The organism is Kaistia defluvii, assembly GCF_040548815.1.
Classification (GTDB): Bacteria; Pseudomonadota; Alphaproteobacteria; order Rhizobiales; family Kaistiaceae; genus Kaistia; species Kaistia defluvii_A.
On the sequence record NZ_JBEPSM010000001.1, the window covers coordinates 1,189,413 to 1,212,842 of the forward strand.

Sequence of the window (23,430 nt, forward strand, 5' to 3'; positions counted from 1 at the left end):
CCGGAAAATCCCTCACGAGATGAGATTGGGCCGGTCAGAAAGTCGGTCAGCTCTGCAGGTAGTCCAGCGGGTTGACCGGCTTCGAGCCCCTGCGGAGCTCGAAGTGAAGCTGCGGAGCGTTGACGGAACCGGACGCGCCGGCCTGCGAGATGATCTGGCCGCGGCGCACGGCGTCGCCGCGCTTGACCAGGATCTTGCTGTTGTGGGCGTAGGCGGAGACCCAACCGTCGGCGTGACGGACGAGAACCAGGTTGCCGTAGCCTTCCAGTTCGTTGCCGGCATAGATCACGGTGCCTGCCTCGGCCGCCTTGATCGAGGTGCCTTCGGGAACGGCGAGGTTGATGCCGTCATTCTTCTCGCCCGTCGCCGAAGCGCCGAAGCCGGTGATGATGCGTCCGCGCACCGGCCAGCGGAACGTGGTGCCGTTGGCGGAGCCGGGATCGGCGCTGGCGTTCGTGGCGGCAGGCGTGGCCGGCTCGGACGGCGGCGCATAGGCCACCGGCTGGTTCGGCGTTGCCGGCTTGGCGATCGAGGCGGTCTCGGTCGGCTTGGCTGCGGCAGCCGCTTCGTCGCCGAGCGACTTCTGCGGGGCATTGGCGGCGTTCGGCTTGGCGTTCGGATCCTCGCCCTGCGGCTTTTCCTCGCGACGGGTCGGATCGTTGCGCAGCGCGACAGCCTGCGGGTTGCCGTTATTGCCCGGGATGCGGAGTTTCTGACCGGACTTCAACTGGTTGGTCGAGGTCAGGCTGTTGGCAGCGGCCAGATCCTTGGCGCTGACGCCATAGAGGCGAGCGATCGAGGAGAGCGTCTGGCCGGGCGAAACCACATGCAGGCCATTCAGCGGCGCGCCTTCGGCCGAAGCCATGGGCTTGCGCTCGCCGGCCGGTGCCGGACCAGCGACCAACTGCGTGTTGTCACGCCCCTGCGGCGACGAAGCGGCAGGCGCCTCAGCGACGGCGGCATTGCCCTGGCCATAGGTCGGGATCGTCAGGCGGGTGCCGGCACCAACCTGCGAGGGATTGCCGATATTGTTGACGCGGGCCAGTTCCTTGATCGGAACGCCATAGCGACGCGACACCGACGACAGCGTCTCGCCCGGTCCGAGCGTCACGACCGTGCCGCCTTCGGTCGACCAGGCACCGCCGCGGCGCGGCGGCTGGGCGGCGGAGGCAACCTGTGCTGGAGCGGAGGACTGGATCGAGCCGACCGTGTCGGAGGGCGGCGTATAGGAACGGGGCTGCTGGTAGGTCGCGGAAGAGCCGTAGGAAGGCGCGGCGGCCATGGGCTGCTGCGAGCCCTGCTGGACACCCGGCAACATCGGCGGCAGGTCGGAACGGCTCACACCGCGCGAAGGCGGCGGCGTCGCGACGACATCGCTGTTGTTGCTGCTGTAATCGACCGGAGCCGGCATCGGCTGCGAACCGCCGATGATCTGCTTCTGGTTTGCGGTGCTGCCGGTAAAGATCGAACCGTAGCGCGAACCGTCAGCGCTGCAGGCCGCGGTCAGCCCCGAAAGGAGCGCAATGACCGCAACCTGAGAGAGAGTCCGAGACCGAAAAGAGGAAGCATTTCTGCACATCGAGCCTACTCGCAACGCCACACCACACATGACGCCAATAAACGCTGGTAACGTTGATAAAGGCTTAAGCACGACGGGAAACTTCGTCGGCATCCTGTAAAAACGAAGACGCCACCCACAGAATCCCGCGCTTCCGCCGCATTCCGCGCGGCAGCCGTCGAGCGGGGCGGTTAAGATATCCACGCCCGGCATTGCACGCCGAATTCGAAGCGAGAGGCAATTCCGCGCCATGCGAAGGAGACGGCACCGCGACGGATCCGACGCACGCGGGACGAGCGGCGCAAAATCTCGCAAAGACCATGGAAACGAGTCGCGATAGCAGGCGTGGTTCTAAAGCCTGGCGGCCTTGCCCCGGATCAGCGGCACCATGCGGACCGGGCAGATCGGGGTTGCGACCAACTGGCGGTCGACCCGAATGAAGCGGGTGATCGTCTGGATTCCGTCATCTGGACCGATCGGCATCACCAGCGTACCGCTCGTGCTCAGCGCTTCGACGAAAGCGGGCGGAACCGACGCGGCCGAGGCCGAGGAAATGATTCGATCGAAAGGCCCCTTCTCCGGCCAGCCGTCGAGGCCATCGCCGAACACCGAGGTGATGTTGGCGATGCGGAGCATCTCGAACCGAGCCTGCGCCGCCGCGGCGAGGGTACGGAAGCGGTCGACGGTATAGACGCGCCGGGAAAGCCGCGACAGGACGGCGGCGAGATAGCCCGTGCCGGTGCCCACCTCGAGAACCCGGCAGCGCGTCGTCGGCGCCAGCGCCTCGATCATCCGCGCCGCGAGAATCGGCGGCGTGTCGAGTTGCCCGCAATCGATCGGCTGCGGCCGCTCGCCAAACAGCGGACCGCGCTTGGCGTCTTTCGGCTGGAAGAGCGGTCGGGGAATGGATTCAAAGGCATCCACCATACGGCGATCCATGATGCCGAACTGGCGAAGCCGCAGCAGGAACTGGGCGATCGGAACGAGATTGTCGTCGAACGCTTCGAACTCGGTCGGATGAAACTGAACTGCCTCGAGTGCCATACGCTACGCGCCCTCGCCTTCTGAGCCCTACTCATGCAGGCAAGGTGGTAAACGGCGTCTTATTGCGCGCAGCGCTGGCGACGATTTTGCGTCATTTCGGGGCAGATCAAGGCCGCCCCGGCCGCCCGTTCGGCCGGAGAGCCCCAAAAGCGCCTAGTCGAACAGCGCTTTCAGCTCATGCGCCTGGTCGTAGGCAGTCATGTCGATGCGCAGCGGCGTGACCGAGATGACGCCGCGCCGGATGGCGTTGACGTCGGTTCCCGCCGCATGCTCCTCGGCGACGCGCTGATGCTTGAGCCAGAAATAGGGATTGCCGCGGCCATCGTGACGCTCATCGACGCTGAGGCCATGCGTGACGACGCCCTGCGACGTCACCTCGACACCGGCGACGAGGCCGGGCGCGGTGTTCGGGAAATTGAGATTGTAGAGCACACCGCGCGGGCAGCCATGCGCGACCAGCTTCTGCAGGATGCGCGGGGCATGCGCCTCGACGGTCTCCCACGGGATGACTCGCTTGCCGTCGACGGCTTCATAGGCCTGGCTCAGGGCAATCGACGGAATACCGAGCAGCGTTCCCTCGATCGCGCCGGCGACCGTGCCCGAATAGGTCACGTCGTCGGCGGCGTTCTGGCCGGCATTGACGCCGGAGAGCACCAGGTCCGGCGCCCGATCCAGCACCTTGCGGACGGCCATGATGACGCAATCGGTCGGCGTGCCGCGCACGGCAAAGGTCTGCTCGGAAACCTCGCGCAGCCGCAGCGGATCGTTCAGCGTCAGCGAGTGCGCGAGGCCCGACTGGTCGGTTTCCGGGGCAACGACCCAGACATCGTCGGACAGGGTCCGCGCGATGCGCTCCAGCACGGCAAGTCCGGGTGCGTGGATGCCGTCATCATTGGTGATCAGGATACGCATGTCTGGGTCAGCCTTCGCTGTTCAGGGATCGTTGCTCACACCCGGGATCGGACCGCCATGGGGCCGGGAGGCCCTCAGCCGACCTTGTCCAGGCCGCCCATATAGGGCTTCAGCACCGCCGGCACGGTGATGGTGCCGTCCTCGTTCTGATAGTTCTCGATGATGGCGATCAGCGCGCGGCCGACCGCGGTGCCCGAGCCATTCAGCGTGTGGACGAAACGGTTGCCCTTTTCGGCGCCGCCGAGGCGATAGCGCGCATTCATGCGCCGGGCCTGGAAATCGTCGCACACCGAGACGGAGGAAATCTCGCGATAGGCGTCCTGCCCCGGCAGCCAGACCTCGATGTCATAGGTCTTGCGCGAGCCGAAACCCATGTCGCCCGTGCAGAGCGTCATGACGCGGTAATGCAGGTCGAGCTTCTTCAGCACGGTCTCGGCGCAGGAGAGCATGCGCTCATGCTCGTCGATCGAGGTTTCCGGCGTGGTGATCGAGACCAGCTCCACCTTGTTGAACTGGTGCTGGCGCAGCATGCCGCGCGTGTCGCGGCCCGCCGAGCCCGCCTCCGAACGGAAACAGGGCGTCAGCGCCGTGAAGCGCAGCGGCAGCTCCTTTTCGTCGAGGATGGATTCGCGCACCAGATTGGTCAGCGGCACCTCGGCGGTCGGGATCAGCCAATGTTGCTCGCCGGCCTTGAACAGGTCCTCGGCGAATTTCGGCAGCTGCGCCGTTCCGTAGAGCGCGTCGTCCTTGACCAGCAGCGGCGGCTGCACCTCGGTGTAGCCGTGCTCGCCGGTGTGCACGTCGAGCATGAACTGGCCGATCGCGCGCTCCATCCGGGCGAGCTGCCCCTTGAGCACGACGAAACGGCTCCCGGAAAGCTTGGCAGCGGTTTCGAAATCCATCAACCCAAGCGCTTCGCCGATCTCGAAATGCTCTTTGGCGGCAAAGGGAAGGTCCCGCTTCTTCGGACGCGCCGCGGCAGCCTGCGCTTCCGTCTGGTTGCGACCGAAATAGGGAACGTTGTCGTGCTCGTCGGCACCGACCGGCACGTCCTCGAGCGGCGTGTTCGGGATCACCGCCAGCGCGTCGTCGAGCTCCTTGTTGAGACGGCGCTCCGTCTCCTCGGCATGAGCGAGGAACTCCTTGATGGTGGAGACCTCGGCCATCAGCCGCTGGGCGGTTTCCTCGTCCTTGGCGGCCTTGGCCTTGCCGATCTCCTTGGAGGCGGCGTTGCGGCGTTCCTGGGCCGCCTGGACCTGGACGATATGGGCGCGGCGCGCCTCGTCCAGCGCGATCAGCTTCGACGAGATCGGCTCGGCTCCACGACTGGCGAGCGCGCGGTCGAGCGCGTCAGGGTTGTCACGGATCCATTTGATGTCGAGCATGATCGTGCCTCGAAGAGAAGGCGGCCGTTGTCCCGGCCGCGAAGGAGCAAAGCATTCGCCGGATGACGGATAGTGGGAGACTGGCGAAGGATCAACCCGGCAGCGCTGCACGCAGCCGGAGATTGGACGGAAACCGGCTCCCGGCGACGCCAGAAACGAAAAGAGCCACGCGATCCCAAGGGGAAGGCGTGGCTCCAAGACACTTGCAAAGGCGTGTCGCTACTCCGTCTCGGCCTCGTCCGCCGCGGCTTCGGCGCGTTTGCGCTCGACCATGCGCACCGAAAGGATCGACAATTCGTAGAGCAGCATGGCCGGGATGGCGAGCGAGATCTGGCTGATCATGTCCGGCGGCGTCAGCACGGCGGCCACGACGAAGGCGAGCACGATCGCATAGCGCCGCTTGGCCCGCAGCATCTGGCTCGAGACGATTCCGGCGCGGCCCAGCAGCGTGAGGACCACCGGAAGCTGGAACACGATGCCGAAAGCGAGCGTCAGGGTCATGATCAGACCGAGATACTCGTTGACCTTGAACAGTGCCTCGATCTGCGCCTTGCCGTCGCCGCTCGTCTGCTGGAACGACAGGAAGAAGTGCAGCGCCATCGGCAGGATCAGGAAATAGACGAGCGCCGCACCCGTCACGAACAGGATCGGGGTAGCGATCAGGTAGGGCACGAAGGCCCGCTTCTCATGCTTGTAGAGGCCCGGCGCCGCGAACTTGTAGATCTGCATTGCAATCACGGGGAATGCAATGAACACCGCGCCATAGAGCGCCAGCTTCATCTGCGTCAGGAAGAATTCCTGCGGCGCCGTGTAGATGAGCTTGACGTCCTGCGCCGGGCCGACCGCCCACTCATAGGGGATGACCAGGATGTTGTAGATCGTGCCGGCGAAATAGAAGCAGAGCAGGAAGGCGACGAGCACCGCGGCCAGAGTCTTGATCAGTCGCGAGCGCAACTCAATCAAATGCTCCATGAGCGGCATGCGGCTGGCTTCGATGTCGTCTTCGGCCGAAGGCTTGTCGCTCATGTCTTGGGCTCTTCAGTCACGCTGGCGACGGCCGGCGGCTCGATGGCAGCGGGAACGCTGGCGCTGGAGACCGGTGCCTCGACGGCGGCCGGGCTTGCTACCACCGCTGGCTTCGGCTTGCGGACGCGCGGCGCCGGTTTCGCAGCATCGGCATCCTCGCCATTGACCGGCTTGGGCTTGGCTCGCGAAGCACGCGGCTTCGGCGCATCGCCTTCACCCGTCGCAGCATCCGGCTTGCGGGCGGCAGCGCGCTTGGGCTTCGGCACGACAACGGGTTCAGCGCTAGCAACCGATGGCGGGGCCTCGAGCGGCGCGGCCGGCTCGATATCCGTCGCCGTCAGAAGCTGCGCCGGCTGGTCGGCCGCCGGCGGGACCGGCGAGGGTGACGGCTTGGCCATCGGACCCGAAAGCGGGTTCAGGCTGTTCTTGATGTCGTTCATCGGGTTCAGGCCGCGAAGCTCGTCAAACGACTTCTTGACGTCGTCGAGCTCGGCTTCCTTGAGCGCCTCGTTGAACTGACCCTGAAATTCGCCCGCCATCCTGCGCATCTTGGAAATGGTACGTCCAAGGGCCCGCAGCATCGGCGGCAGGTCCTTCGGACCCACCACGACGATCGCCACGACTGCGATGACGAGAATTTCGCTCCAACCGATATCCAGCATACTCTCACACCGATTGGCCTGCCCTGCGATCCGCGCTCAAGGAGCGCGGCGGCGGAGCAGCTTCCCGGCCCTTGTTCAGGACTTAGCTGGCGCGGGTCTTCTCGTCGGTATTCGACGAAACGACATCGGAAGGCTTGTTGTCGATCACAGGCTTCGTGGTGGTGGTGGTGGGTTCGTCGTCGTCGGCAAGCCCCTTCTTGAAGCTCTTGACGCCCTTCGCCATGTCACCCATCACATCCGAAATCTTCCCCTTGCCGAAGAGCAGGAGGACGATCACCAGCACGATAAGCCAGTGCCAGATGCTGAAAGAACCCATCAACTCATCTCCACAAAAATCACGCGCTATGCGTTTGGTGGGGGACTATCGCAGACGGATCTTTCGCCCGCAACCAACCATCTTACCCGCATGTAGGGTTATTCGGCCGGTTTCGCAAACACGAGGACGTCGCGTCGGTCTATGCTGAGCCACACCGTGCTGCCGACCACATAAGGCGTGGTGTTGTCGCGCGTGCGCATCCGGATCGGTACGTCGATGCCGTCGACGGCCACGCTGAGCAGGTCGACTTCGCCCAGAAACTGGTGCCCGACGATCCGTCCCGGCACCCCGTCGCCAGCAATGGCAAATCCGACGCCCTGCGGCCGCACGCCGATCGACATGGTGGTGCCGTCCGCATGGCCGCGCGCGCCGAAACTGCCGATCGGCGTCTCGACGCGTCCGCCCTTGGCGCTCGCCTCGAACTCGTTCAATTCCGAGAAGAAACGGGCCGCGTAGAGATCGACCGGATGCTCATAAAGGTGGCGCGGCGTACCCACCTGCAGCAATTGGCCGCCGCGCATCAGCGCGATACGGTCACCCATGCGCATCGCCTCTTCCGGGTCGTGCGTGACGATGATGCAGGTCGCCCGCGTCTCGCGGATGATCGCCATCGTCTCCTCGCGGACATGGTCGCGCAGCCGCTTGTCCAGGCCGGAAAATGGCTCATCCATCAGCAGCATGGAGGGGCGCGGCGCGATCGCGCGCGCCAGCGCCACGCGCTGCTGCTCGCCGCCGGAAAGCGCGTGCGGATGGGCGGAGGCGTACCCGTCCAGGCCGACGCGGGCCAGCGCGTGGCGGCCCTGGCGCTCGGCTTCGGCGCGGGGAAGATCATTGAGGCCGTAAATGACGTTCTTCAGGATCGTCATGTGCGGAAATAGCGCATAATCCTGGAACATCAGGCCGACGCCGCGCTTCTCGGGCGGCACGAATACCGACGCGCTCGCCATCTCCCTGCCATTGACCGTGATGCGGCCGCCGGAGGGACGCTCGAGCCCGGCCGTGACGCGCAGAAGCGTCGTCTTGCCGCAGCCCGACCGGCCCAGGAGGCAGACGACCTCCCCCGGCTCCACGTGCAGATTGATGCCCCGCAGCGACGGCGCGTCGCCATAGTGGTGCGTGACCCCTTCGAAACCGAGCCGGGCTGCGATCGTGACACCTGCCGTGCCGCGACGCCCCCAGGCGGTCCGTTCGATCCATTGCGTGCTTGCGCTCATGCGAGCGGTTTAGCGTCTGATGCCGCCGCCGTCGAGTTCGACCTTTCGGATGGCGCCGACGAGGCCGCGCCGATCAGGCGCCCCTGGCCTTGTAGAAGGCCGTGGCCGCGGGATGGAACGGCACGGCGGTGGTGGACGCCGCGCGGTCGAGCGCCAGCCGTGCGGCCTCGGGGTGCACCTTGTGCACGGCGTCGAGATTATCGAAGATCCCGGTCAGCACAGCGGTGACGAAATCATCCGTCGCGCTCGCGGATACGATCAGCACATTGGCGACGCCCAGGCTCGGCACGTTGGCCGTCATTCCGGCATAGGCCGATTTCGGCAAGGTGAGTTCGCGGTAGAGGCCCGGATACTTCCTGTCGATCGCCGCGTGTTGCACGCCGGTGGGCACGAAGGTGATCGCGGGCTTGCCGGCCGAGGCCAGTTCCGCGACGGCGGCGGTCGGCACGCCGCCGATCCAGAAGAACGCGTCGATTTTTCCGTCCTTCAGGGCCACAGCGGATTCGGCAACGCCGAGATTGGCGCGCGTCACGCCGCTTGCCGGATCGATGCCGGCCGCCTCCAGCACCCGGTCGGCGATCGCCTCGGTCGACGACCCTGCCGAGCCGATCGATACGCGCTTGCCCTTGAGGTCGGCGATGCTCGCGATGCCGGATTCCCGGCTGGCGACGACGTGCAGGTACGAATCGTACAGCACGGCCAGAACGCGCAGGTCGAGCTTGCCGTCCTTGGCGTAGGCGCCGGTGCCGTGAAGGGCGTCATAAGCCGAATCGACCGTCGAGAAACCGATGTCGGCCTTGCCGGCTTGGACCAGCCGGGCATTGTCGACAGAGCCGCCGGTCGCCTCGGCTTTGGAGTCGAAATGGGCCGAGGACAGGACCTCGGCGAGCCCCTGGCCATAGGGATAGAACACGCCACCCTTGCCACCGGTGACGATCCACGCTCGCATCGGCGACGCGGCCTGGACAAGGGCTGGCAGGACGGCCATCCCGGCCGCCCCGGCCCCGATGGCGAACAATCGACGACGGCTGATGGATATGTTGGACAACGCGGCCTCCCCAGGCGGATCGCAGGCCACCTCCCCGGGCAGACCTTTCGTAGCGGCAGCATAGGCGCGGGACAGGCTGACGCAAGCGGAAGCGCTGGACAGGCTTAATCGTGCTCGCTGAGGCCTGCCGCCAGCAGATCGTCGGGATCGAGCGGGTCCTCGTCGTCGCGCAGCGCGTCGCCATCGCGCGGCTCCGGCACGGAGAAGCCGGGCGGGATCCGCCCGTCGAGCAACCCGGCGCCCTTGAGCTCATCGAGGCCGGGCAGGTCGCCGATCGCCTCCAGCCCGAAATGCACCAGGAAGGTCTCCGTCGTGCCATAGGTCACGGGACGGCCCGGCGTGCGGCGGCGACCGCGCATCTTGATCCAGCCGGCTTCCATCAGCACGTCGAGCGTGCCCTTGGAGATCGAGACGCCGCGGATCTCTTCGATCTCGGCGCGCGTCACGGGCTGGTGGTAGGCGATGATGGCCAGCGTCTCGAGCGCGGCGCGCGAGAGCTTCTTCTGGTCGCCCGCATCCCGCTGCAGCAGGAAGGCCAGATCGCTGGCGGTGCGGAACATGTACTTACCCGCCACCTGGACCAGATTGACGCCGCGCCCCGAATAGACGTGCTCCAGCTCGCGGATCAGGGCTTCGACGTCGCTGCCCTCCGGCAGGCGCGCGGCGATCTCGCGGGCGCCCAGGGGCTGCGCGCTGGCAAACAGCATCGCCTCCACCATGCGCAGCGCCATCCGGCGCTCTTCCGGGGCAAGCGATGTGAGATTTCCGAATTCAGGCATCGTTCTTCACCTCCGCGCCGTCGCGGTCCCGGTCGCGCATGTAGAGCGACGCGAAGGGCGCGGTCTGGCGCAATTCCACCCTGCCCTCCCGCACCAGCTCCAGGCTGGCGCTGAAGGAGCTGGCGAGCACGGTGGCCCGCATTTCCGGCGTCTGGATCCAGGGCGAAAGGAACATGTCCACCGGCGTCCAGTCGGCGATGCTGCCGATCATCCGCGTTAGCACTTCGCGTGCCTCGGCCAGCGACCAGACCTGGCGCCGCCGCACATGCACCACCGACACCATCTGGCGCTGGCGTTGCGAGGCATAGGCCGTCAGCAGATCGTAGAGCGTGGCGGCATAGTCGCTGTGCTGGATGACCTCGACCGGCTCGGGCATGCCACGCGGAAACACCTCGCGGCCAAGCCGGTCGCGGTTGACCAGCTTCGCGGCGGCATCGCGCATCGCTTCCAGGCGGCGAAGACGGAATGCCAGCGCGGCCGCCATCTCTTCGCCGCTCGGCTCCTCGTCCGGCGAAGGCGCCGGCAGCAGCAACCGGGATTTCAGATAGGCCAGCCAGGCGGCCATGACCAGATAATCGGCCGCGAGTTCGAGGCGGAGCTGACGCAACTGCTCGATATAGGCGAGATATTGTTCCGCCAGCGCCAGGATCGAGATCTTGGCGAGATCGACTTTCTGGGTGCGCGCGAGTGCCAGAAGCAGGTCGAGCGGTCCTTCAAAGCCATCAACATCGACGACGAGGGCGGAATCGCCCTCCTTGCGGTCCGGCGCTTCCTGCATCTCCCAGAGTTCGCTCTGGCCGTCCTTGTCGCGGGTCGCGGCCATCGGATCGATCCTGCCTCAGGCGACCGCCGGCGGCCAGCCGGCCCGCTCGGCGAGGGTGGCATACTCCGCCTCCGCCGCCTCGCGGTCCAGCGGATGCGGCGGCTTGCGCGCGGCACGGGCCGCGGCGGCCCGTTCCGCCGCCCTGCCCGTCAGTTCGGGAACCGAGCGCGCCACGTCCGTCATCTCTTCCATGACGCCGTTGCAGTGCAGGACCATGTCGCAGCCGGCGGAAAGGACCGCCGCCGCGCGGCTGGCATAATCGCCGCCCAGCGCCTTCATCGAGAGATCGTCGCTCATCAGCAGCCCGTCGAAGCCAATCCGGCCGCGAATGATCTGCTCGACGACGATGGGCGACGTCGTAGCCGGGCGCTCCGGATCGACGGCGGTGAAGACGATATGAGCCGTCATCGCCATCGGCAGGTCGTTCAGCGCCTTGAAGGGCACGAAGTCCGACCGTTCGAGGGTCGCGAGGCTGGCTTCGACCACCGGCAGACTTAGATGGCTGTCGACCGTCGCGCGGCCGTGGCCGGGCATGTGCTTGACCACCGGCAGTACGCCACCGGCGGCAAGGCCGTCGGCGGTGGCGCGCCCGAGGATCGAAACGATCTCGGCCTCCTCGGCATAGGCGCGGTTGCCGATGGCGGGATGGGTGTGCGCGGTCCCGACATCGAGCACGGGAACGCAATCGACCGTGATGCCGAGATCGATCAGGTCGGAGGCGATCAGCCGGCCGTGCAGCCAGGCCATGCGGCGTCCGGCAGCCTGGTCGGCGGCATAGAGGTCGCCGGCGAAACGAGCCGCCGGGCGGTTGCGCCAATGCGGCGGGGCGACCCGCTGGACGCGGCCGCCCTCCTGATCGATCAGGACCGGCCGGTCTGGATCATCGAGGATGTCGCGGAAGGTTGCGACGAGATCGCAGACCTCTTCCGGCGTTCCAATATTGCGCTTGAAAAGGATGAGGCCCCATGGCCGCTCGTCGCGGAAGAACGCGATTTCATCGGCCGTAAGGCTGCGCCCCGCGCAGCCCGAAATAAATGCTTTGGCGGTCATGCTTCGGCCTTAGCTGCTTGCTGGGCGGACCGCAAGCGGCGGATGGGATCCGCCGCTTGTCAGGGTCAGTTCTTCTGGACGATGCAATCGCCGCCGGCGGCCCGAAGGCTCTCGCAGAACGAGACGGCCTGGTCGCGGGTCGCCATCGGACCGACGCGGGCACGGTAGTAGATGCCCTTGGCGCCGAGATCGGCACGGACGACATTCGGCTCCTGCGACCCGAACACGCTCGAGAACTTGCGCTGCATCGCCTTGTAAGAGGCAATCGCCGCCTCTTCGGTCCGCTGCGACGCGACCTGGACGACGAACCCGCCCGAGGTGGGCGCGCGGGTTGCGGCAGCCGGCGCGGCAGCGGCCGGCTGGACCCGCGGCTTGGCGGGTGCGGCGGCCGGAGCCGCCAGCTGCGACACATCCTTGGGCGGCGTAGCGGCGGCAGGAGCCTCGGGCTCCGCATCGGCCGTCTGGACGGGCTCGTCCACGGGTGCGGCGGCTTCCGGGGTGGTCGCAACCGGCGTGGCCGACCGCGCAGGCGCCGACGTATCCGTCGGCGCACCGGCGGTGCGGGGCTGCGCCTCGCTCGAAATGATCGTGCCGTCCGGCTTCACCACGACGGTGCGAACCTTGCGCGGGCCGGCATCCGCGTCGCTCGGCGCGGCCGGCGTGGCCGCTGCGCCGCCGGCCAGATCGTCGATCGACGACGGATTGGAGGCATCGCCAGGGGCGCCGGGAAGGATGATGCGTGCGATCTCGCGGCTGGCCGGGGATTCGTTCGAGGCCGGCGCTTCGTCGATCGGTCCGTCGTCGGGAAGAACGAGCTGTTCGTCTCCCGCCAGTTCCGGGCTTGCGCGATCGTAGATCAGCTTGTTCTGCGCGACTTCGGTGTCCCCCGGGGTCGCGGCGGGCTGCACCTTGGTCGGGCCCTCGTCGGCAGCGATGACGCGCGGCGCGCCATCGCTGGACGAGCCGCTGCCACCCTTCAGCGCAAGCGCGCCGAGGCCGCCAGCGAGCACGACGCCAAGCGCGACGGCAGCGATGACCAGACCCTTGCGCGAACGGCGCGGCTCGGCAAAGCGCTCCGCGCGGGCATGGCGCTCGTCGTAGCTGTCGTCCTCATAACTGGCGTTGGGATCGTCGCCATATTCGTTGTCATAGCCGGCCGAATAATCATCGGCGCCATTCTCCTGGCCCGGATGATACTCGCCCTGCGCATAGCCGCCGGCGTGAAGCCCCGGCTGTCCACGCTCGCGACCATAATCCGTCGCACCGGCATAGGCGGTGCCGGCATAGGGATCTTCTTCTTCGAGAGCGGGCTGGACGTAAGGATCCTGCGTGTAGCGCGGCTCCGGCTGCGGATGGCGCGGCTCGGCCTGGCGCGGCGGCTGGGCCGCCTGCCATTGCGGCGGCGCCGCCGGCGCACCGGGGCGCAGTCGCATGTGATCGAAGCCCTCGTCGCGCGACTGCACCGCACGCGGGGGCTGCGGCTCGACCTGGAGCGGACGGCCAGACGCCAAGCGAACCGCCGGATCGAAGGACGTCTGAAGATCGTTCATCAGTTCGGATTCGAGATCGAATGACGTATCCCGCACGTTCGGCTGCTGCGCCGACCGCACCACGGGCGCCGCGACAGGCTGCCGTCCGCCCACGATGTCGTCAAAACTGGAATTGCCGGAAACAATGCGGGCCAGTTCAACCAGCGGATCATCTTCAGCCTGTGCGGGCGGCTCGTTGCGCCGCCCGGTGTTCCCGTCCAGCGGCGCAGGCCGCCGCGAGAACGAATTATCGTAGCGATCTGGCATCGCGCTCCACTTTCCGCCTCATCCGGTGCTGCTCGTCAAAATTCGACGCCAGGCTCCTGGCAGAGACTTCACCGCATCTCTTCGGGCGCATCGACTCCGAGCACCAGCAAACCGGATGACAGCACCAGCTTTGTGGCATGAACAAGGGCGAGCCGGGCCGCGGTCAACTGTGGTTGTTCAGGGTTAATAAACCGTAATTGCGGCAGATCCTTGCCGCGATTCCACTGTTGATGAAACTCTGCTGCAAGTTCGTAGAGGTAAAACGCTACGCGGTGCGGCTCATGCGCTTCGGCGGCGGATTCGATGATTCGGGGGAACTCCGCCAGCCGCCGCTGCAGGCTGATCTCGCCCGCGTCGTCGAGCAGCGATAGGTCCGCGCCGGCAAGGGCCGCGCCGGAGAGGTCGAGTGCCGGCAGGTCCTGCGCCGCGTTGCGCAGGATCGACGCCGCGCGGGCATGGCCATACTGGACGTAGAAGACCGGATTGTCCTTCGACTGCTCCGTCACCTTCTGGAAGTCGAAATCGAGCGGCGCGTCGCTCTTGCGGTAGAGCATCATGAAGCGCACCGCGTCACGGCCGACTTCCTCAACCACGTCGCGCAGCGTGACGAAATCTCCGGAGCGCTTCGACATGCGGACCGGCTCTCCGGCGCGGTAGAGCTTCACGAGCTGGCAAAGCAGGACGTCGACCGATGCCGCCCCGCCGGAGATGGCGCGGCCGACCGCCTGCAGGCGCTTCACATAGCCGCCGTGATCGGCGCCCAGCACATAGATCATCTGCCGGAAGCCGCGGTCGAACTTGTCCTTGAAGTAGGCCACGTCGCCGGCGAAATAGGTGTAGCTGCCGTCCGACTTCACCAGGGGCCGGTCGATGTCGTCGCCGACATCGGTGGCGCGGAACAGAAGCTGCTCGCGGTCTTCCCAGTCGTCGGGAAGCTGCCCCTTCGGCGGCGGCAGCGTGCCGCTATAGACGAAGCCCTTCTTCTCCATGTCGGCGATCGTCGCGCCGATCTTGCCGCCATTCTCGCCGCTCAGCGTCTTCTCCGAGAGGAAGACGTCATGATGGACGTTGAGCAGGGCGAGATCGTCGCGGATCATCAGCATCATGGCGCTGATCGCCGCCTCACGGACGAGCGGCAGCCATTCGGCTTCCGGCATGTCGAGGAGCTTGCGGCCATGCACGTCGGCCAACGCGGCGCCGACCGGCTTCAGATAGTCGCCCGGATACAGGCCTTCCGGAATGGTGATCTCTTCGCCAAGCGCTTCGCGGTAGCGCAGGAAGGCGGAGCGGGCGAGCACGTCGACCTGCCCGCCCGCATCGTTGATGTAATATTCCTTGGTAACGTCGTAGCCGCCCCAATCGAGCAGATTGGCCAGCGCGTCGCCGACGACGGCGCCACGGCAATGGCCGACATGCATCGGGCCGGTCGGATTGGCCGAGACATATTCGACATTGACCTTGAGGGCGCCGCCGATGCGGCTGCGGCCATAGTCACTGCCAGCCCGGATCAGTGACTTCAGGGCATGGGCCCGATAGGGGGCTGCCAGCGTCAGATTGATGAAGCCGGGGCCGGCGACCTCGACCGAGGCCACGTCCTCGTCGTCGCGCAGCCGCCCGGCAATCGCTTCGGCCAGATCGCGGGGCTTGAGGCCCAAGGGCTTGGCCAGCACCATCGCGGCATTGGTCGCGAGGTCGCCATGCGCGGCATCGCGCGGCGGCTCGACGACGATGCGCGAGAGATCGACGGGGGCGCTGTCGCGCGCGGCCAGGATGACCTCGACGGCCGAGGTGACGCGTGCGGTGAAGTCGCGGAAAATATTCATAGCGGGATACAGCCCTTCGGGCGGAAGGAAAATTCTTGCAGCGCGCCTAACCCAAATCGGGCGAAGCGTCAAACAGACGGTGATGCTCACGCAACGCATAACGGTCGGTCATGCCGGCGAGAAAATCGGAAATGCGCCGTGCGCGACGCTCGGTATCCACCGGATCCAGGCCGATCTGCCACTCCGGCGGCAGCGCGTCGGGATCGCGCCAATAGCGTTCGAACAGCCGCTCCACCACGCCCTCCGCCGCCGTCATCACCTGCATGACGCGGGTATGGCGATAGACGTTGTGCCACAGATGCGTCTTGATGGCCTTGTCTGCAGCCACCAGCCCGCCGGAAAAGGCGATCATAGGCCGCCCGGCATGGCGCAGCGCGTCGGCGGAGGTCGGATTGGTTTCGGCAAGCCGCCGCAATGCTTCCGCGATCACGTCCTCGATCATGCGGGTGATGACGCGGCGAACCACCTCGTTTACAAGGCGCGGCTTTTCCAGCCCCGGATGCTCGGCCTCGATCGCATCCAGGATCTCGCGCAGGAAATCGACCTCACGCAGGCCGTCGACGGTCAGCAGCCCTGCCCGCAATCCGTCATCGATATCGTGGGCGTCATAGGCGATATCGTCGGCGATCGCCGCCGCCTGCGCTTCCGCCGAGGCATAGGTCGCAAGCTGGAGATCCTGCTCTGCGGTATAGGCCAGAATGGCAGCCGGCAGATCCTTGCCCTCATAGCTGCCGACGCCCCTGCCCTCGGCATCGACCAGGGGGCCATTATGCTTGACCAGCCCCTCCAGTGCCTCCCAGGACAGATTCAGCCCGTCGAAATGCGGATAGCGCCGTTCCAGCTTGGTGACGACGCGAAGGCTCTGGGCGTTGTGGTCGAAGCCACCATGCCCTGCCATCATCCGGTCCAGCGCCCGCTCGCCGGCATGGCCGAACGGCGTGTGGCCGAGATCGTGCGACAGCGCGATCGCCTCGGCGAGGTCCTCGTCGAGGCGCAGCGCGCGCGCCAGAGCCCGGGCGATCTGCGCCACCTCGATGGTGTGCGTCAGCCGGGTACGGTAATGGTCGCCCTCGTCGAACAGGAAAACCTGCGTCTTGTCCTTCAGCCGACGGAAGGCGGTGGAATGGACGATGCGGTCGCGATCCCTCTGATAGGGCGTGCGCGTCGGGCTTTCCGGTTCGCGATACAAGCGACCGCGGCTTGCCGAGGGATCGACCGCGAAGGCGGCATGCGGACCGATGCCGAAGCCGATCTGGCCTTCCATAGACGCTCCTCTTCCAGCGTGCATTGCACTGCAGCGATTGACTCCGCCAATCGCATTCCTAACTATCGGGTTCGGGCACCTGCAGGGTACCCCTATTTTCGGAAGCAGCCATGACCACTGAAACGCTCGACGTCACCTTGTCCGACCGCGCTGCCAAGCGCATCGCCCGCATCCTTTCGAAGGAACCGAGCGGCACGGCCTTGCGCGTCACCGTCTCCGGCGGCGGCTGCTCCGGCTTCCAGTATGGCTTCGACCTCGATGCCGAACGGGCCGAGGACGATCTGGTGATCGAGAAGAACGGCGCCACGGTGCTGATCGACCAGATCTCGCTGCCCTACATGGACGGCTCCGAGATCGACTTCGTCGATGACGTGATCGGCCAGTCCTTCCAGATCCGCAATCCCCACGCGACCGCCTCCTGCGGCTGCGGCACCAGCTTCGCGCTCTAGGGAGTCTGCCAGGGATTAACGAGAGGCACACCGGTTCCCTCGAAATCGCCTGTGTTACGCGTCACCACAGTCATTCCGTGAACCAGAGCCGTCGCGGCGATGTAAGCGTCGCGATCGTTTCGACGATCTGGCACATGCAGCGGCGCGCATCGTTTCGCGACGTGCAGGTCGATCGACAGGATACGATCTTCAAATAGCGGAAGCACCTGGCGTTCAATCCACGAGAGCAGAACAGCGCCCTGTTTGACATCGCGTCGCTCGATGCGCCGCGCGCCGATCTCAAGCTCCAGAATCGTAACCGCCGAGAGGAATAGTGCCGCAGGCTCGCGCGCGGCAATCCAGGACTGCACGTTCGGATTTGAACGTTCCGGGCGTCGCAAATCTGAAACGACGTTGGTGTCGAGAAGGAACACTATTCGAAATCGACAGGCTTGAGCCATCCTCCGCCCATTTTGGGCGGATCAAACTCAAAGTCGCTGCCCTCGTCCGTCTGGGCCAGCGCCTCCAGCAGCGACATGCCCTTGCCCGTGAGGCGGCGATATTCCTCGATTGAAAGCAGGACATGCGCCGGTCGCCCGCGATCGGTGATGATGACGGGTCCCTCGTTTGCCGCCTTCCTGGCGCGGCTCGTGTCCTGATTGAACTCGCGACTGGTCAGGGTGGTGGTGGTCACGACGACGCCCCTGTGGCTGGAGTTACGCAGGTCCCAATATAGAACCTGCGACGATCCACGCCAACAGCTGCCCCTACTGGAACGCGGTCTCCGTAAAGCTGCGGAGCTTGCGGGAATGGAGCCGTTCGGGCGCCATTTCGCGCAGCTTTTCCATGGCGCGGATGCCGATCTCGAGATGCTGGCCGACCTGGCGGCGATAGAAGTCCGAGGCCATGCCCGGCAGCTTCAATTCGCCATGCAACGGCTTGTCCGAAACGCAGAGCAGCGTTCCGTAGGGCACGCGGAAGCGGAAGCCATTGGCCGCGATCGTCGCCGATTCCATATCGAGAGCGATGGCGCGCGACTGCGAGAAGCGCTGCACCGGCTCGCGGTGGTCGCGCAGTTCCCAGTTGCGGTTGTCGATGGTGGCGACCGTCCCCGTGCGCATGATCCGCTTGAGGTCATAGCCCTCGAGCCCGGTCACGGCCTCGACCGCTTCCTCCAGCGCCACCTGCACCTCGGCGAGCGGCGGGATCGGGATCCAGCTCGGCAGGTCGGCGTCGAGAACGTGGTCCTCGCGCACATAGCCATGCGCCAGCACATAGTCGCCAAGGGCCTGCGTGTTGCGAAGGCCCGCGCAGTGCCCCAGCATCAACCAGGCATGCGGACGCAGCACGGCGACGTGGTCGGTGATCGTTTTGGCGTTGGAAGGCCCGACGCCGATGTTGATCATCGTCAGCCCGGCATTGCCGGCGAATTTCAGGTGATAGGCCGGCATTTGCGGCAGGCGCGGCGGCGCCATGCCCGAAACCGGTTCCGTCGAACCGGCCGGAGTGATCACATTGCCGGGCTCGACGAAGCATTCATAGCCGCCGCCGCCTTCCGCCATGAGCTTGCGGGCGCGCACGCAGAATTCGTCGATGTAGAACTGGTAGTTGGTGAAGAGCACGAAGTTCTGGAAATGCTCGGCGCTGGTCGCCGTGTAGTGCGCCAGGCGGAAAAGCGAATAGTCGATGCGCGGCGCCGTGAAGGGCGCCAGCGGCAAGGGCTCGCCCGGCGTCGGCTCGAAGGTGCCATTGACGATAGCGTCGTCCGTCACGGCAAGGTCTGGAACGTCGAACATGTCGCGAAGCGGCCGCTCGATCTTTTCCGCCAGCTGTCCCTCGACATGGACGCCGTTCGGGAAGGCAAAGTGCAGCGGGATCGGCAGGTTGGAGGGCCCGACCGTCACCGGAAGCCCGTGATTGCGGACGAGCAGCTTGATCTGCTCCTTCAGGTAGTTCCGGAACAGGCTCGGCTGCGTCACCGTCGTGGCATAGCTGCCCGGCCCCGAGACATGGCCATAAGCCAGACGCGAGTCGATCTTGGCATAGCTGGTCGTCGTGAAGCGGATTTCGGGATAGGTGGCCCGTACCCGGCCGATCGGGGGATGCCCCTTCAGCAGCGCGTCGAAGCGATCGCGCAGATGCGCCGTGTGGCGGTCGTAGATCTCCTCCAACCTGGCGATCGCCAGGTCCGGGTCGGTGAATGTCTCGCTGGCAATCGGCGTCGGCGTATCGAACTGCACGGGATCGGTACTCATGTCACCCCCACTTTCGGGCGCGACTGTCGGCCAGCCGGCGCAGGCGGTCAAGCCGCGCGCCGGCTGATTGATCGGGTGAATGGCTGGGAATCAGACGAGCTTGGCGTCCAGGTCGATGGGAACGGCCTTGAGCGCCTTGGAAACCGGGCAGCCTTCCTTGGTAGCGGCGGCGATCTTGTCGAACGTCGCCTTGTCGATCCCCGGCACCTTGGCCTCGGTCACGAGATCGATGTGGGTGATCTCGAAGCCGCCCGAAACGGGATCGACCTTCACCTTCGCCGTCGTGGCGATGGATTCGACCGTGAAGCCGGCTCCGGAAAGCCCGGCCGAAAGCGCCATCGAGAAGCATCCGGCATGCGCGGCGGCGATCAGTTCCTCCGGATTCGTGCCCTTGCCTTCCTCGAATCGCGACGAGAAATTGAACTGTCCTTCCCAGGCGCCGCTGCCAAGGTGAACGGTGCCCTTGCCGCTCTTGAGATCACCCTGCCACTTTGCGTCCGATGTCCTGACCGGCATTCAAGCCTCCTTTGCGCGTTCCTCTCCGGCCGTTGCCGGAGCCCTTAGAGTTAGGCAGTGACGGCAGGTGTGCAAGATGCAACGCGATCGGCACCGCCCGGTGGCATCTCGCGGCGGATCGGCTAGTCTGCACGCATGAAGATCGCGACCTGGAATATCAACGGCGTCAAAGCCCGAATCGACACCGCCCTTGCCTGGCTCAAGGAGGCCTCGCCCGACATTGCCTGCCTGCAGGAGATCAAGTCGGTCGATGAGGGCTTCCCGACCTCGGCTTTCGAGGATCTCGGCTACAATGTCGCGACGCATGGCCAGAAGGGCTTCAACGGCGTCGCCCTGCTGTCCAAGCTGCCCTTCGACGAGGTCAATCGCGGCCTGCCGGGCGATGACGGCGACGATCATGCCCGCTTCATCGAGGGCGTTTTCTCCGTGGAAAGCGGCGCGCTGCGCGTCGTCTCGCTCTATCTGCCGAACGGCAATCCGATCGACACGCCGAAATTTTCCTACAAGCTCGCCTGGATGGAGCGCCTGCGGAACTGGGCGACGGAACGGCTGACCTATGAGGAGCCGCTGGTGCTCGCCGGCGATTACAACGTCATCGCCGAGCCGCGCGATGCCAAGGACCCGTCGCTCTGGGTCAATGACGCACTCTACCAGCCGGAATCCCGCAAGGCATTCCGCGCCATCGAGACGCTGGGCCTGACCGATGCGCTCCGGGCCACGACGGACGAAGGTGGCCTCTACACCTTCTGGGACTACCAGGCCGGCGCCTTCCAGAAGAACAACGGCATCCGCATCGACCATCTGCTGCTCTCGCCGCAGGCGGCGGACCGTCTCGTCTCGGTCGGCATCGACAAGCATGTCCGCGGCTGGGACAAGCCGTCCGACCACGTCCCCGTCCATGTGGAGCTTCGCATTTGAGCCAGGTGATGAGCGCGGCGCCGATCACGGGCGGTTGCCTGTGCGGCCGCATCCACTACACGATCGACCGCGCCCCGCGCATCGTTTGCCACTGCCATTGCCGCATGTGCCAACTGGCCGGCGGCGCGCTGTTCCTGACCTGGGCGACTTTCGACGCCAGCGCCTTCCAGCTAACCGCCGGGCACCCCGCGGTCAACGAATCGTCCGCCACCGGCCGCCGGCATTTCTGCGCCGACTGCGGCACGCCGCTGATGATGACGTCCACGGACGACCCGTTGAAGGTCGACGTGACACTCGCCTCCCTCGACGAGCCGGACCGATTTCCGGTCCAGCACAACATCTGGGTCGGCAGCCGGCGCGAGGCCAGCAAGGGCTTCGACCTCGACCTACCGTCGCATCTCGACGAACCGGGCGCCTGAAGAGGACGATCATGGCAAGGATGGCTGGCGATCTGCTGAAGGCGTTTCAATCCCAGGCAGGCTCCAGCCGCAAGCTGGGCTCGCCCTTCACCGCCGAGATATGCGAGCTCCTTGCCGAGCATCTCGATGATTCCAGCCGCTTCGGCCGCCGCATTCTGGGCTGGCCGGGCGATCCCTTCGCCGATGCGCTCGCGCTCCGCGCGGCCGCCGGATTCCACGCCCTCAAGCGCGCCGGGAAATCGACGAGACTCGCCGCCGCCTATCCCCCCAATCCGGTCGATCGGGCGGCGCTCACGGAGGCGGTTATCGACGCGATCGGGTCGCACGACGATTTCCTGCATGACTGGCTCGACAGCCCGCCGCAGACCAACGAGGTCGCCCGCTCGTCCGTGCTTATCGGCAGCGCCCTGCTCCTTGCCAGCGAGTTCGGCCTGCCGCTGGACTGGCACGAGATCGGCGCCAGCATGGGGCTCAATCTCGGCTTCGACCGATACCGGTACGAATTCGGCAGCGACCGCTGGGGCGCCGCCGACTCGCCCGTGCTCATCCACTCGGAATGGCGCGGTGTGAATCCGGACACGACTGCGCCTGTCGAATTGCGCAGCCGGGCCGGCTGCGACCTCAACCCGCTCGATCCAGGCCTTCCGGCCGATCGAGAGCGCCTGCTTGCCTATGTCTGGGCCGACCAGACCGAGCGGCTCGCTCGCGCCAGCGCAGCGCTGGACGTGGCGGCTGCGGCGCCGTGGCGGGTCGAGAAAGCCGACGCGGCCGCCTGGGTCGCCCGACACTTTTCCGCGCCGCCCCGCCCCGGCGCCGCGCGGGTCCTCGCCCACACCATCGTCTGGCAATATTTGCCGGAAACGACGCGCCAGGCCATCATGCAGACGATGCAGGATGCCGGAGAGCGAGCGACGCCCGAGGCCCCGGTCGCCTGGCTGCGCATGGAGGCGGACGGCCGCGACACCGCCGGCGTCCGACTCAGGGTCTGGCCCGGCGGAACCGACCTCGAGATCGCCCGTGCCGACTTCCATGGCCGCTTTGTCGAGTGGCAGACACGTTAGTGTGAGGCGCTGAACCCAACTGACATAACGCTGTCAGTTGGGTATCTTTATTCTGGCAGGATAGACACTGTCCCGCGAGGATATCGCCATGAACCGCAACGTTCTCGAAATCAGTTCCTATTCGCTGCTGGCGGGTGTCGACGAGCGCCAGTTCGTCCGCGCCGCCGACGACGCGATGACCGTGCTGCGCCGCCAGCGTGGCTTCCTCGCCCGCAGCATCGCCCGGGCGGAGGATGGCAGTTGGACGGAGATCGTCCATTGGCTCGATCGTGCCTCGGCCAGCGCCGCCAGCCAGCGGCTGGCCGGCAATCCGGATGCCGCCGCCTTCTCCGCGCTGATCGACCGCCCCTCCTTCCAGAGCGGCTATTACCCCGTCGCCTATTCCGGCTGACGGACATGCGGCGCGCCGATCGCCTGTTCGAGATCGTCCAGGTGCTGCGCGGCGCCCGCCTGCGTACGGCGCAGGAAATCGCGGACAAGCTCGAAGTGTCGGTGCGCACCGTCTATCGCGATATCGATGCGCTGGTCGCGACCGGCGTGCCGATCGAGGGAGAGCGCGGCGTCGGCTACGTCCTGCGCGGAACCTTGCTGCTGCCGCCCCTCGCCTTCTCGCAGGCAGAGCTGGAGGGGCTGGCGCTGGGCGCCCGCTTCGTCGAGGCCTGGGCCGATCCGGAACTCGCTGCCGCGGCCCGCGAAGCACTGGTCAAGATCGACGCGGTGCTGCCGGAATCACGCCGTGGCGAAATCTGGCGCGACGCGGTGCTGGTCAATTCGCCGGCCCTGATCGGCGCCGCCAATGCGCAGCTGGCGCTGTTCCGCAAGGCGATCCGGCAAAAGCGCAAGATGCATCTGAGCTATCGCAGCGCCAGCGAAGCCCTGACCGGGCGCACGATCCGCCCGCTGGCGATCGAGGCCTGGGGCCATGCCTGGACGGCGACGGCGTGGTGCGAGCTGCGCGAGGATTTCCGCATGTTCCGGCTCGACCGGATCGTCGAAGCGAACCTGCTCGAGGAGGCCTTCAAGCCCGAGAAGGGCCGGACGCTGGCGGACTACATGAAACGGCTCAGCGAGGAGCAATCGGCCAAGACCAAGAGCGCGTCATGCGCCTGAAAGCTGGTCCGAACAGCAATCGG

The 23,430-nt window shown here is 66.2% G+C and carries 25 protein-coding genes; 6 read left to right on the forward strand and 19 right to left on the reverse strand.

Annotated features, from left to right (window positions below):
* Window positions 1-46: 46 nt before the first annotated feature.
* From ABIE08_RS05610 to ABIE08_RS05680, 15 genes are all read right to left on the reverse strand, one after another.
* Window positions 47-1,411 carry a LysM peptidoglycan-binding domain-containing M23 family metallopeptidase gene (locus ABIE08_RS05610; protein ID WP_354549345.1) on the reverse strand — a complete coding sequence of 455 codons (1,365 nt, stop codon included), beginning with the start codon at window positions 1,409-1,411 and terminating at the stop codon, window positions 47-49.
* A 498-nt stretch (window positions 1,412-1,909) separates the two neighbouring features.
* Window positions 1,910-2,602 carry a protein-L-isoaspartate(D-aspartate) O-methyltransferase gene (locus tag ABIE08_RS05615; RefSeq protein WP_354549347.1) on the reverse strand — a complete coding sequence of 231 codons (693 nt, stop codon included), beginning with the start codon at window positions 2,600-2,602 and terminating at the stop codon, window positions 1,910-1,912.
* A gap of 153 nt (window positions 2,603-2,755) precedes the next feature.
* A complete protein-coding gene (gene surE, locus ABIE08_RS05620) occupies window positions 2,756-3,514 on the reverse strand; it encodes a 5'/3'-nucleotidase SurE (RefSeq protein WP_354549348.1) in 759 nt (252 codons plus the stop codon).
* Between the two features lie 74 nt (window positions 3,515-3,588).
* A complete protein-coding gene (serS, locus tag ABIE08_RS05625) occupies window positions 3,589-4,899 on the reverse strand; it encodes a serine--tRNA ligase (RefSeq protein WP_354549349.1) in 1,311 nt (436 codons plus the stop codon).
* A gap of 219 nt (window positions 4,900-5,118) precedes the next feature.
* Complete coding sequence (gene tatC, locus ABIE08_RS05630) at window positions 5,119-5,925, reverse strand: twin-arginine translocase subunit TatC (RefSeq protein ID WP_354549351.1); 807 nt, start codon at window positions 5,923-5,925, stop codon at window positions 5,119-5,121.
* Window positions 5,922-6,587: a Sec-independent protein translocase protein TatB gene (gene tatB / locus ABIE08_RS05635; RefSeq protein ID WP_354549352.1), complete on the reverse strand. Its 666-nt coding sequence runs from the start codon at window positions 6,585-6,587 to the stop codon at window positions 5,922-5,924. The genes tatC and tatB overlap by 4 nt, the downstream gene beginning before the upstream one ends.
* Before the next feature lie 82 nt (window positions 6,588-6,669).
* Window positions 6,670-6,903, reverse strand: a complete 234-nt coding sequence (locus ABIE08_RS05640; RefSeq protein WP_354549354.1) for a twin-arginine translocase TatA/TatE family subunit — start codon at window positions 6,901-6,903, stop codon at window positions 6,670-6,672.
* Window positions 6,904-7,001: 98 nt separating this feature from the next.
* The gene (locus ABIE08_RS05645; RefSeq protein WP_354549355.1) at window positions 7,002-8,117 is read right to left on the reverse strand and encodes an ABC transporter ATP-binding protein; all 1,116 of its coding nucleotides are present in this window, start codon (window positions 8,115-8,117) and stop codon (window positions 7,002-7,004) included.
* 73 nt (window positions 8,118-8,190) lie between these two features.
* Entirely contained in the window at window positions 8,191-9,165 is a 975-nt protein-coding gene (locus ABIE08_RS05650; protein WP_354549356.1) for a TAXI family TRAP transporter solute-binding subunit, read from the reverse strand.
* Window positions 9,166-9,269: 104 nt separating this feature from the next.
* The gene (gene scpB / locus ABIE08_RS05655) at window positions 9,270-9,944 is read right to left on the reverse strand and encodes an SMC-Scp complex subunit ScpB (RefSeq protein ID WP_354549358.1); all 675 of its coding nucleotides are present in this window, start codon (window positions 9,942-9,944) and stop codon (window positions 9,270-9,272) included.
* Window positions 9,937-10,767 (reverse strand): segregation and condensation protein A, encoded by an 831-nt coding sequence (locus ABIE08_RS05660; protein WP_354549359.1) that lies wholly within the window; start codon window positions 10,765-10,767, stop codon window positions 9,937-9,939. The genes scpB and ABIE08_RS05660 overlap by 8 nt, the downstream gene beginning before the upstream one ends.
* 15 nt (window positions 10,768-10,782) lie before the next feature.
* Entirely contained in the window at window positions 10,783-11,817 is a 1,035-nt protein-coding gene (gene nagZ, locus ABIE08_RS05665; protein ID WP_354549360.1) for a beta-N-acetylhexosaminidase, read from the reverse strand.
* A 65-nt stretch (window positions 11,818-11,882) separates the two neighbouring features.
* Complete coding sequence (locus tag ABIE08_RS05670; RefSeq protein ID WP_354549362.1) at window positions 11,883-13,613, reverse strand: SPOR domain-containing protein; 1,731 nt, start codon at window positions 13,611-13,613, stop codon at window positions 11,883-11,885.
* Between the two features lie 68 nt (window positions 13,614-13,681).
* Window positions 13,682-15,436: an arginine--tRNA ligase gene (gene argS / locus ABIE08_RS05675; RefSeq protein ID WP_354549363.1), complete on the reverse strand. Its 1,755-nt coding sequence runs from the start codon at window positions 15,434-15,436 to the stop codon at window positions 13,682-13,684.
* Between the two features lie 46 nt (window positions 15,437-15,482).
* Window positions 15,483-16,700 (reverse strand): deoxyguanosinetriphosphate triphosphohydrolase, encoded by a 1,218-nt coding sequence (locus ABIE08_RS05680; protein ID WP_354549364.1) that lies wholly within the window; start codon window positions 16,698-16,700, stop codon window positions 15,483-15,485.
* A 110-nt stretch (window positions 16,701-16,810) separates the two neighbouring features.
* On the opposite strand from ABIE08_RS05680, the gene erpA reads away from it, so the two are divergent.
* Window positions 16,811-17,149, forward strand: coding sequence for an iron-sulfur cluster insertion protein ErpA (erpA, locus tag ABIE08_RS05685; protein ID WP_266332505.1), 339 nt, complete (start codon window positions 16,811-16,813; stop codon window positions 17,147-17,149).
* Here the strand turns inward: erpA and ABIE08_RS05690 are convergent.
* From ABIE08_RS05690 to ABIE08_RS05705, 4 genes are all read right to left on the reverse strand, one after another.
* A complete protein-coding gene (locus ABIE08_RS05690; protein WP_354549366.1) occupies window positions 17,146-17,562 on the reverse strand; it encodes a type II toxin-antitoxin system VapC family toxin in 417 nt (138 codons plus the stop codon). The two genes, erpA and ABIE08_RS05690, sit on opposite strands and share 4 nt — an antisense overlap.
* Window positions 17,562-17,822 carry a type II toxin-antitoxin system Phd/YefM family antitoxin gene (locus ABIE08_RS05695; RefSeq protein WP_354549367.1) on the reverse strand — a complete coding sequence of 87 codons (261 nt, stop codon included), beginning with the start codon at window positions 17,820-17,822 and terminating at the stop codon, window positions 17,562-17,564. The genes ABIE08_RS05690 and ABIE08_RS05695 overlap by 1 nt, the downstream gene beginning before the upstream one ends.
* Window positions 17,823-17,895: 73 nt before the next feature.
* Window positions 17,896-19,383 carry an AMP nucleosidase gene (locus ABIE08_RS05700; protein ID WP_354549368.1) on the reverse strand — a complete coding sequence of 496 codons (1,488 nt, stop codon included), beginning with the start codon at window positions 19,381-19,383 and terminating at the stop codon, window positions 17,896-17,898.
* Window positions 19,384-19,473: 90 nt separating this feature from the next.
* Window positions 19,474-19,899, reverse strand: coding sequence for an OsmC family protein (locus ABIE08_RS05705; RefSeq protein WP_354549370.1), 426 nt, complete (start codon window positions 19,897-19,899; stop codon window positions 19,474-19,476).
* Between the two features lie 135 nt (window positions 19,900-20,034).
* Here ABIE08_RS05705 and xth point away from each other — a divergent pair, with 135 nt between their 5' ends.
* The 5 genes from xth to ABIE08_RS05730 all read left to right on the forward strand — a co-directional run bounded on the left by xth (window position 20,035) and on the right by ABIE08_RS05730 (window position 23,407).
* Window positions 20,035-20,817, forward strand: a complete 783-nt coding sequence (xth, locus tag ABIE08_RS05710) for an exodeoxyribonuclease III (protein WP_354549371.1) — start codon at window positions 20,035-20,037, stop codon at window positions 20,815-20,817.
* Between the two features lie 5 nt (window positions 20,818-20,822).
* Window positions 20,823-21,236 (forward strand): GFA family protein, encoded by a 414-nt coding sequence (locus ABIE08_RS05715; RefSeq protein ID WP_354551595.1) that lies wholly within the window; start codon window positions 20,823-20,825, stop codon window positions 21,234-21,236.
* A gap of 11 nt (window positions 21,237-21,247) precedes the next feature.
* Window positions 21,248-22,297: a DUF2332 domain-containing protein gene (locus ABIE08_RS05720; protein WP_354549372.1), complete on the forward strand. Its 1,050-nt coding sequence runs from the start codon at window positions 21,248-21,250 to the stop codon at window positions 22,295-22,297.
* 88 nt (window positions 22,298-22,385) lie between these two features.
* The gene (locus ABIE08_RS05725) at window positions 22,386-22,688 is read left to right on the forward strand and encodes a hypothetical protein (protein ID WP_354549374.1); all 303 of its coding nucleotides are present in this window, start codon (window positions 22,386-22,388) and stop codon (window positions 22,686-22,688) included.
* Between the two features lie 5 nt (window positions 22,689-22,693).
* Window positions 22,694-23,407: a helix-turn-helix transcriptional regulator gene (locus ABIE08_RS05730; protein WP_354549375.1), complete on the forward strand. Its 714-nt coding sequence runs from the start codon at window positions 22,694-22,696 to the stop codon at window positions 23,405-23,407.
* Window positions 23,408-23,430 lie beyond the last annotated feature (23 nt).

Coding starts and splice junctions, on each gene's coding strand:
- ABIE08_RS05610 (WP_354549345.1), bottom strand. CDS start 1,411: ATGCCGGCTCCGGTCGATTACAGCAGCAACAACAGCGATGTCGTCGCG.
- ABIE08_RS05615 (WP_354549347.1), bottom strand. CDS start 2,602: ATGGCACTCGAGGCAGTTCAGTTTCATCCGACCGAGTTCGAAGCGTTC.
- surE (WP_354549348.1), bottom strand. CDS start 3,514: ATGCGTATCCTGATCACCAATGATGACGGCATCCACGCACCCGGACTT.
- serS (WP_354549349.1), bottom strand. CDS start 4,899: ATGCTCGACATCAAATGGATCCGTGACAACCCTGACGCGCTCGACCGC.
- tatC (WP_354549351.1), bottom strand. CDS start 5,925: ATGAGCGACAAGCCTTCGGCCGAAGACGACATCGAAGCCAGCCGCATG.
- tatB (WP_354549352.1), bottom strand. CDS start 6,587: ATGCTGGATATCGGTTGGAGCGAAATTCTCGTCATCGCAGTCGTGGCG.
- ABIE08_RS05640 (WP_354549354.1), bottom strand. CDS start 6,903: ATGGGTTCTTTCAGCATCTGGCACTGGCTTATCGTGCTGGTGATCGTC.
- ABIE08_RS05645 (WP_354549355.1), bottom strand. CDS start 8,117: ATGAGCGCAAGCACGCAATGGATCGAACGGACCGCCTGGGGGCGTCGC.
- scpB (WP_354549358.1), bottom strand. CDS start 9,944: ATGCCTGAATTCGGAAATCTCACATCGCTTGCCCCGGAAGAGCGCCGG.
- ABIE08_RS05660 (WP_354549359.1), bottom strand. CDS start 10,767: ATGGCCGCGACCCGCGACAAGGACGGCCAGAGCGAACTCTGGGAGATG.
- nagZ (WP_354549360.1), bottom strand. CDS start 11,817: ATGACCGCCAAAGCATTTATTTCGGGCTGCGCGGGGCGCAGCCTTACG.
- ABIE08_RS05670 (WP_354549362.1), bottom strand. CDS start 13,613: ATGCCAGATCGCTACGATAATTCGTTCTCGCGGCGGCCTGCGCCGCTG.
- argS (WP_354549363.1), bottom strand. CDS start 15,436: ATGAATATTTTCCGCGACTTCACCGCACGCGTCACCTCGGCCGTCGAG.
- ABIE08_RS05680 (WP_354549364.1), bottom strand. CDS start 16,700: ATGGAAGGCCAGATCGGCTTCGGCATCGGTCCGCATGCCGCCTTCGCG.
- erpA (WP_266332505.1), top strand. CDS start 16,811: ATGACCACTGAAACGCTCGACGTCACCTTGTCCGACCGCGCTGCCAAG.
- ABIE08_RS05700 (WP_354549368.1), bottom strand. CDS start 19,383: ATGAGTACCGATCCCGTGCAGTTCGATACGCCGACGCCGATTGCCAGC.
- ABIE08_RS05705 (WP_354549370.1), bottom strand. CDS start 19,899: ATGCCGGTCAGGACATCGGACGCAAAGTGGCAGGGTGATCTCAAGAGC.
- xth (WP_354549371.1), top strand. CDS start 20,035: ATGAAGATCGCGACCTGGAATATCAACGGCGTCAAAGCCCGAATCGAC.
- ABIE08_RS05720 (WP_354549372.1), top strand. CDS start 21,248: ATGGCAAGGATGGCTGGCGATCTGCTGAAGGCGTTTCAATCCCAGGCA.
- ABIE08_RS05725 (WP_354549374.1), top strand. CDS start 22,386: ATGAACCGCAACGTTCTCGAAATCAGTTCCTATTCGCTGCTGGCGGGT.
- ABIE08_RS05730 (WP_354549375.1), top strand. CDS start 22,694: ATGCGGCGCGCCGATCGCCTGTTCGAGATCGTCCAGGTGCTGCGCGGC.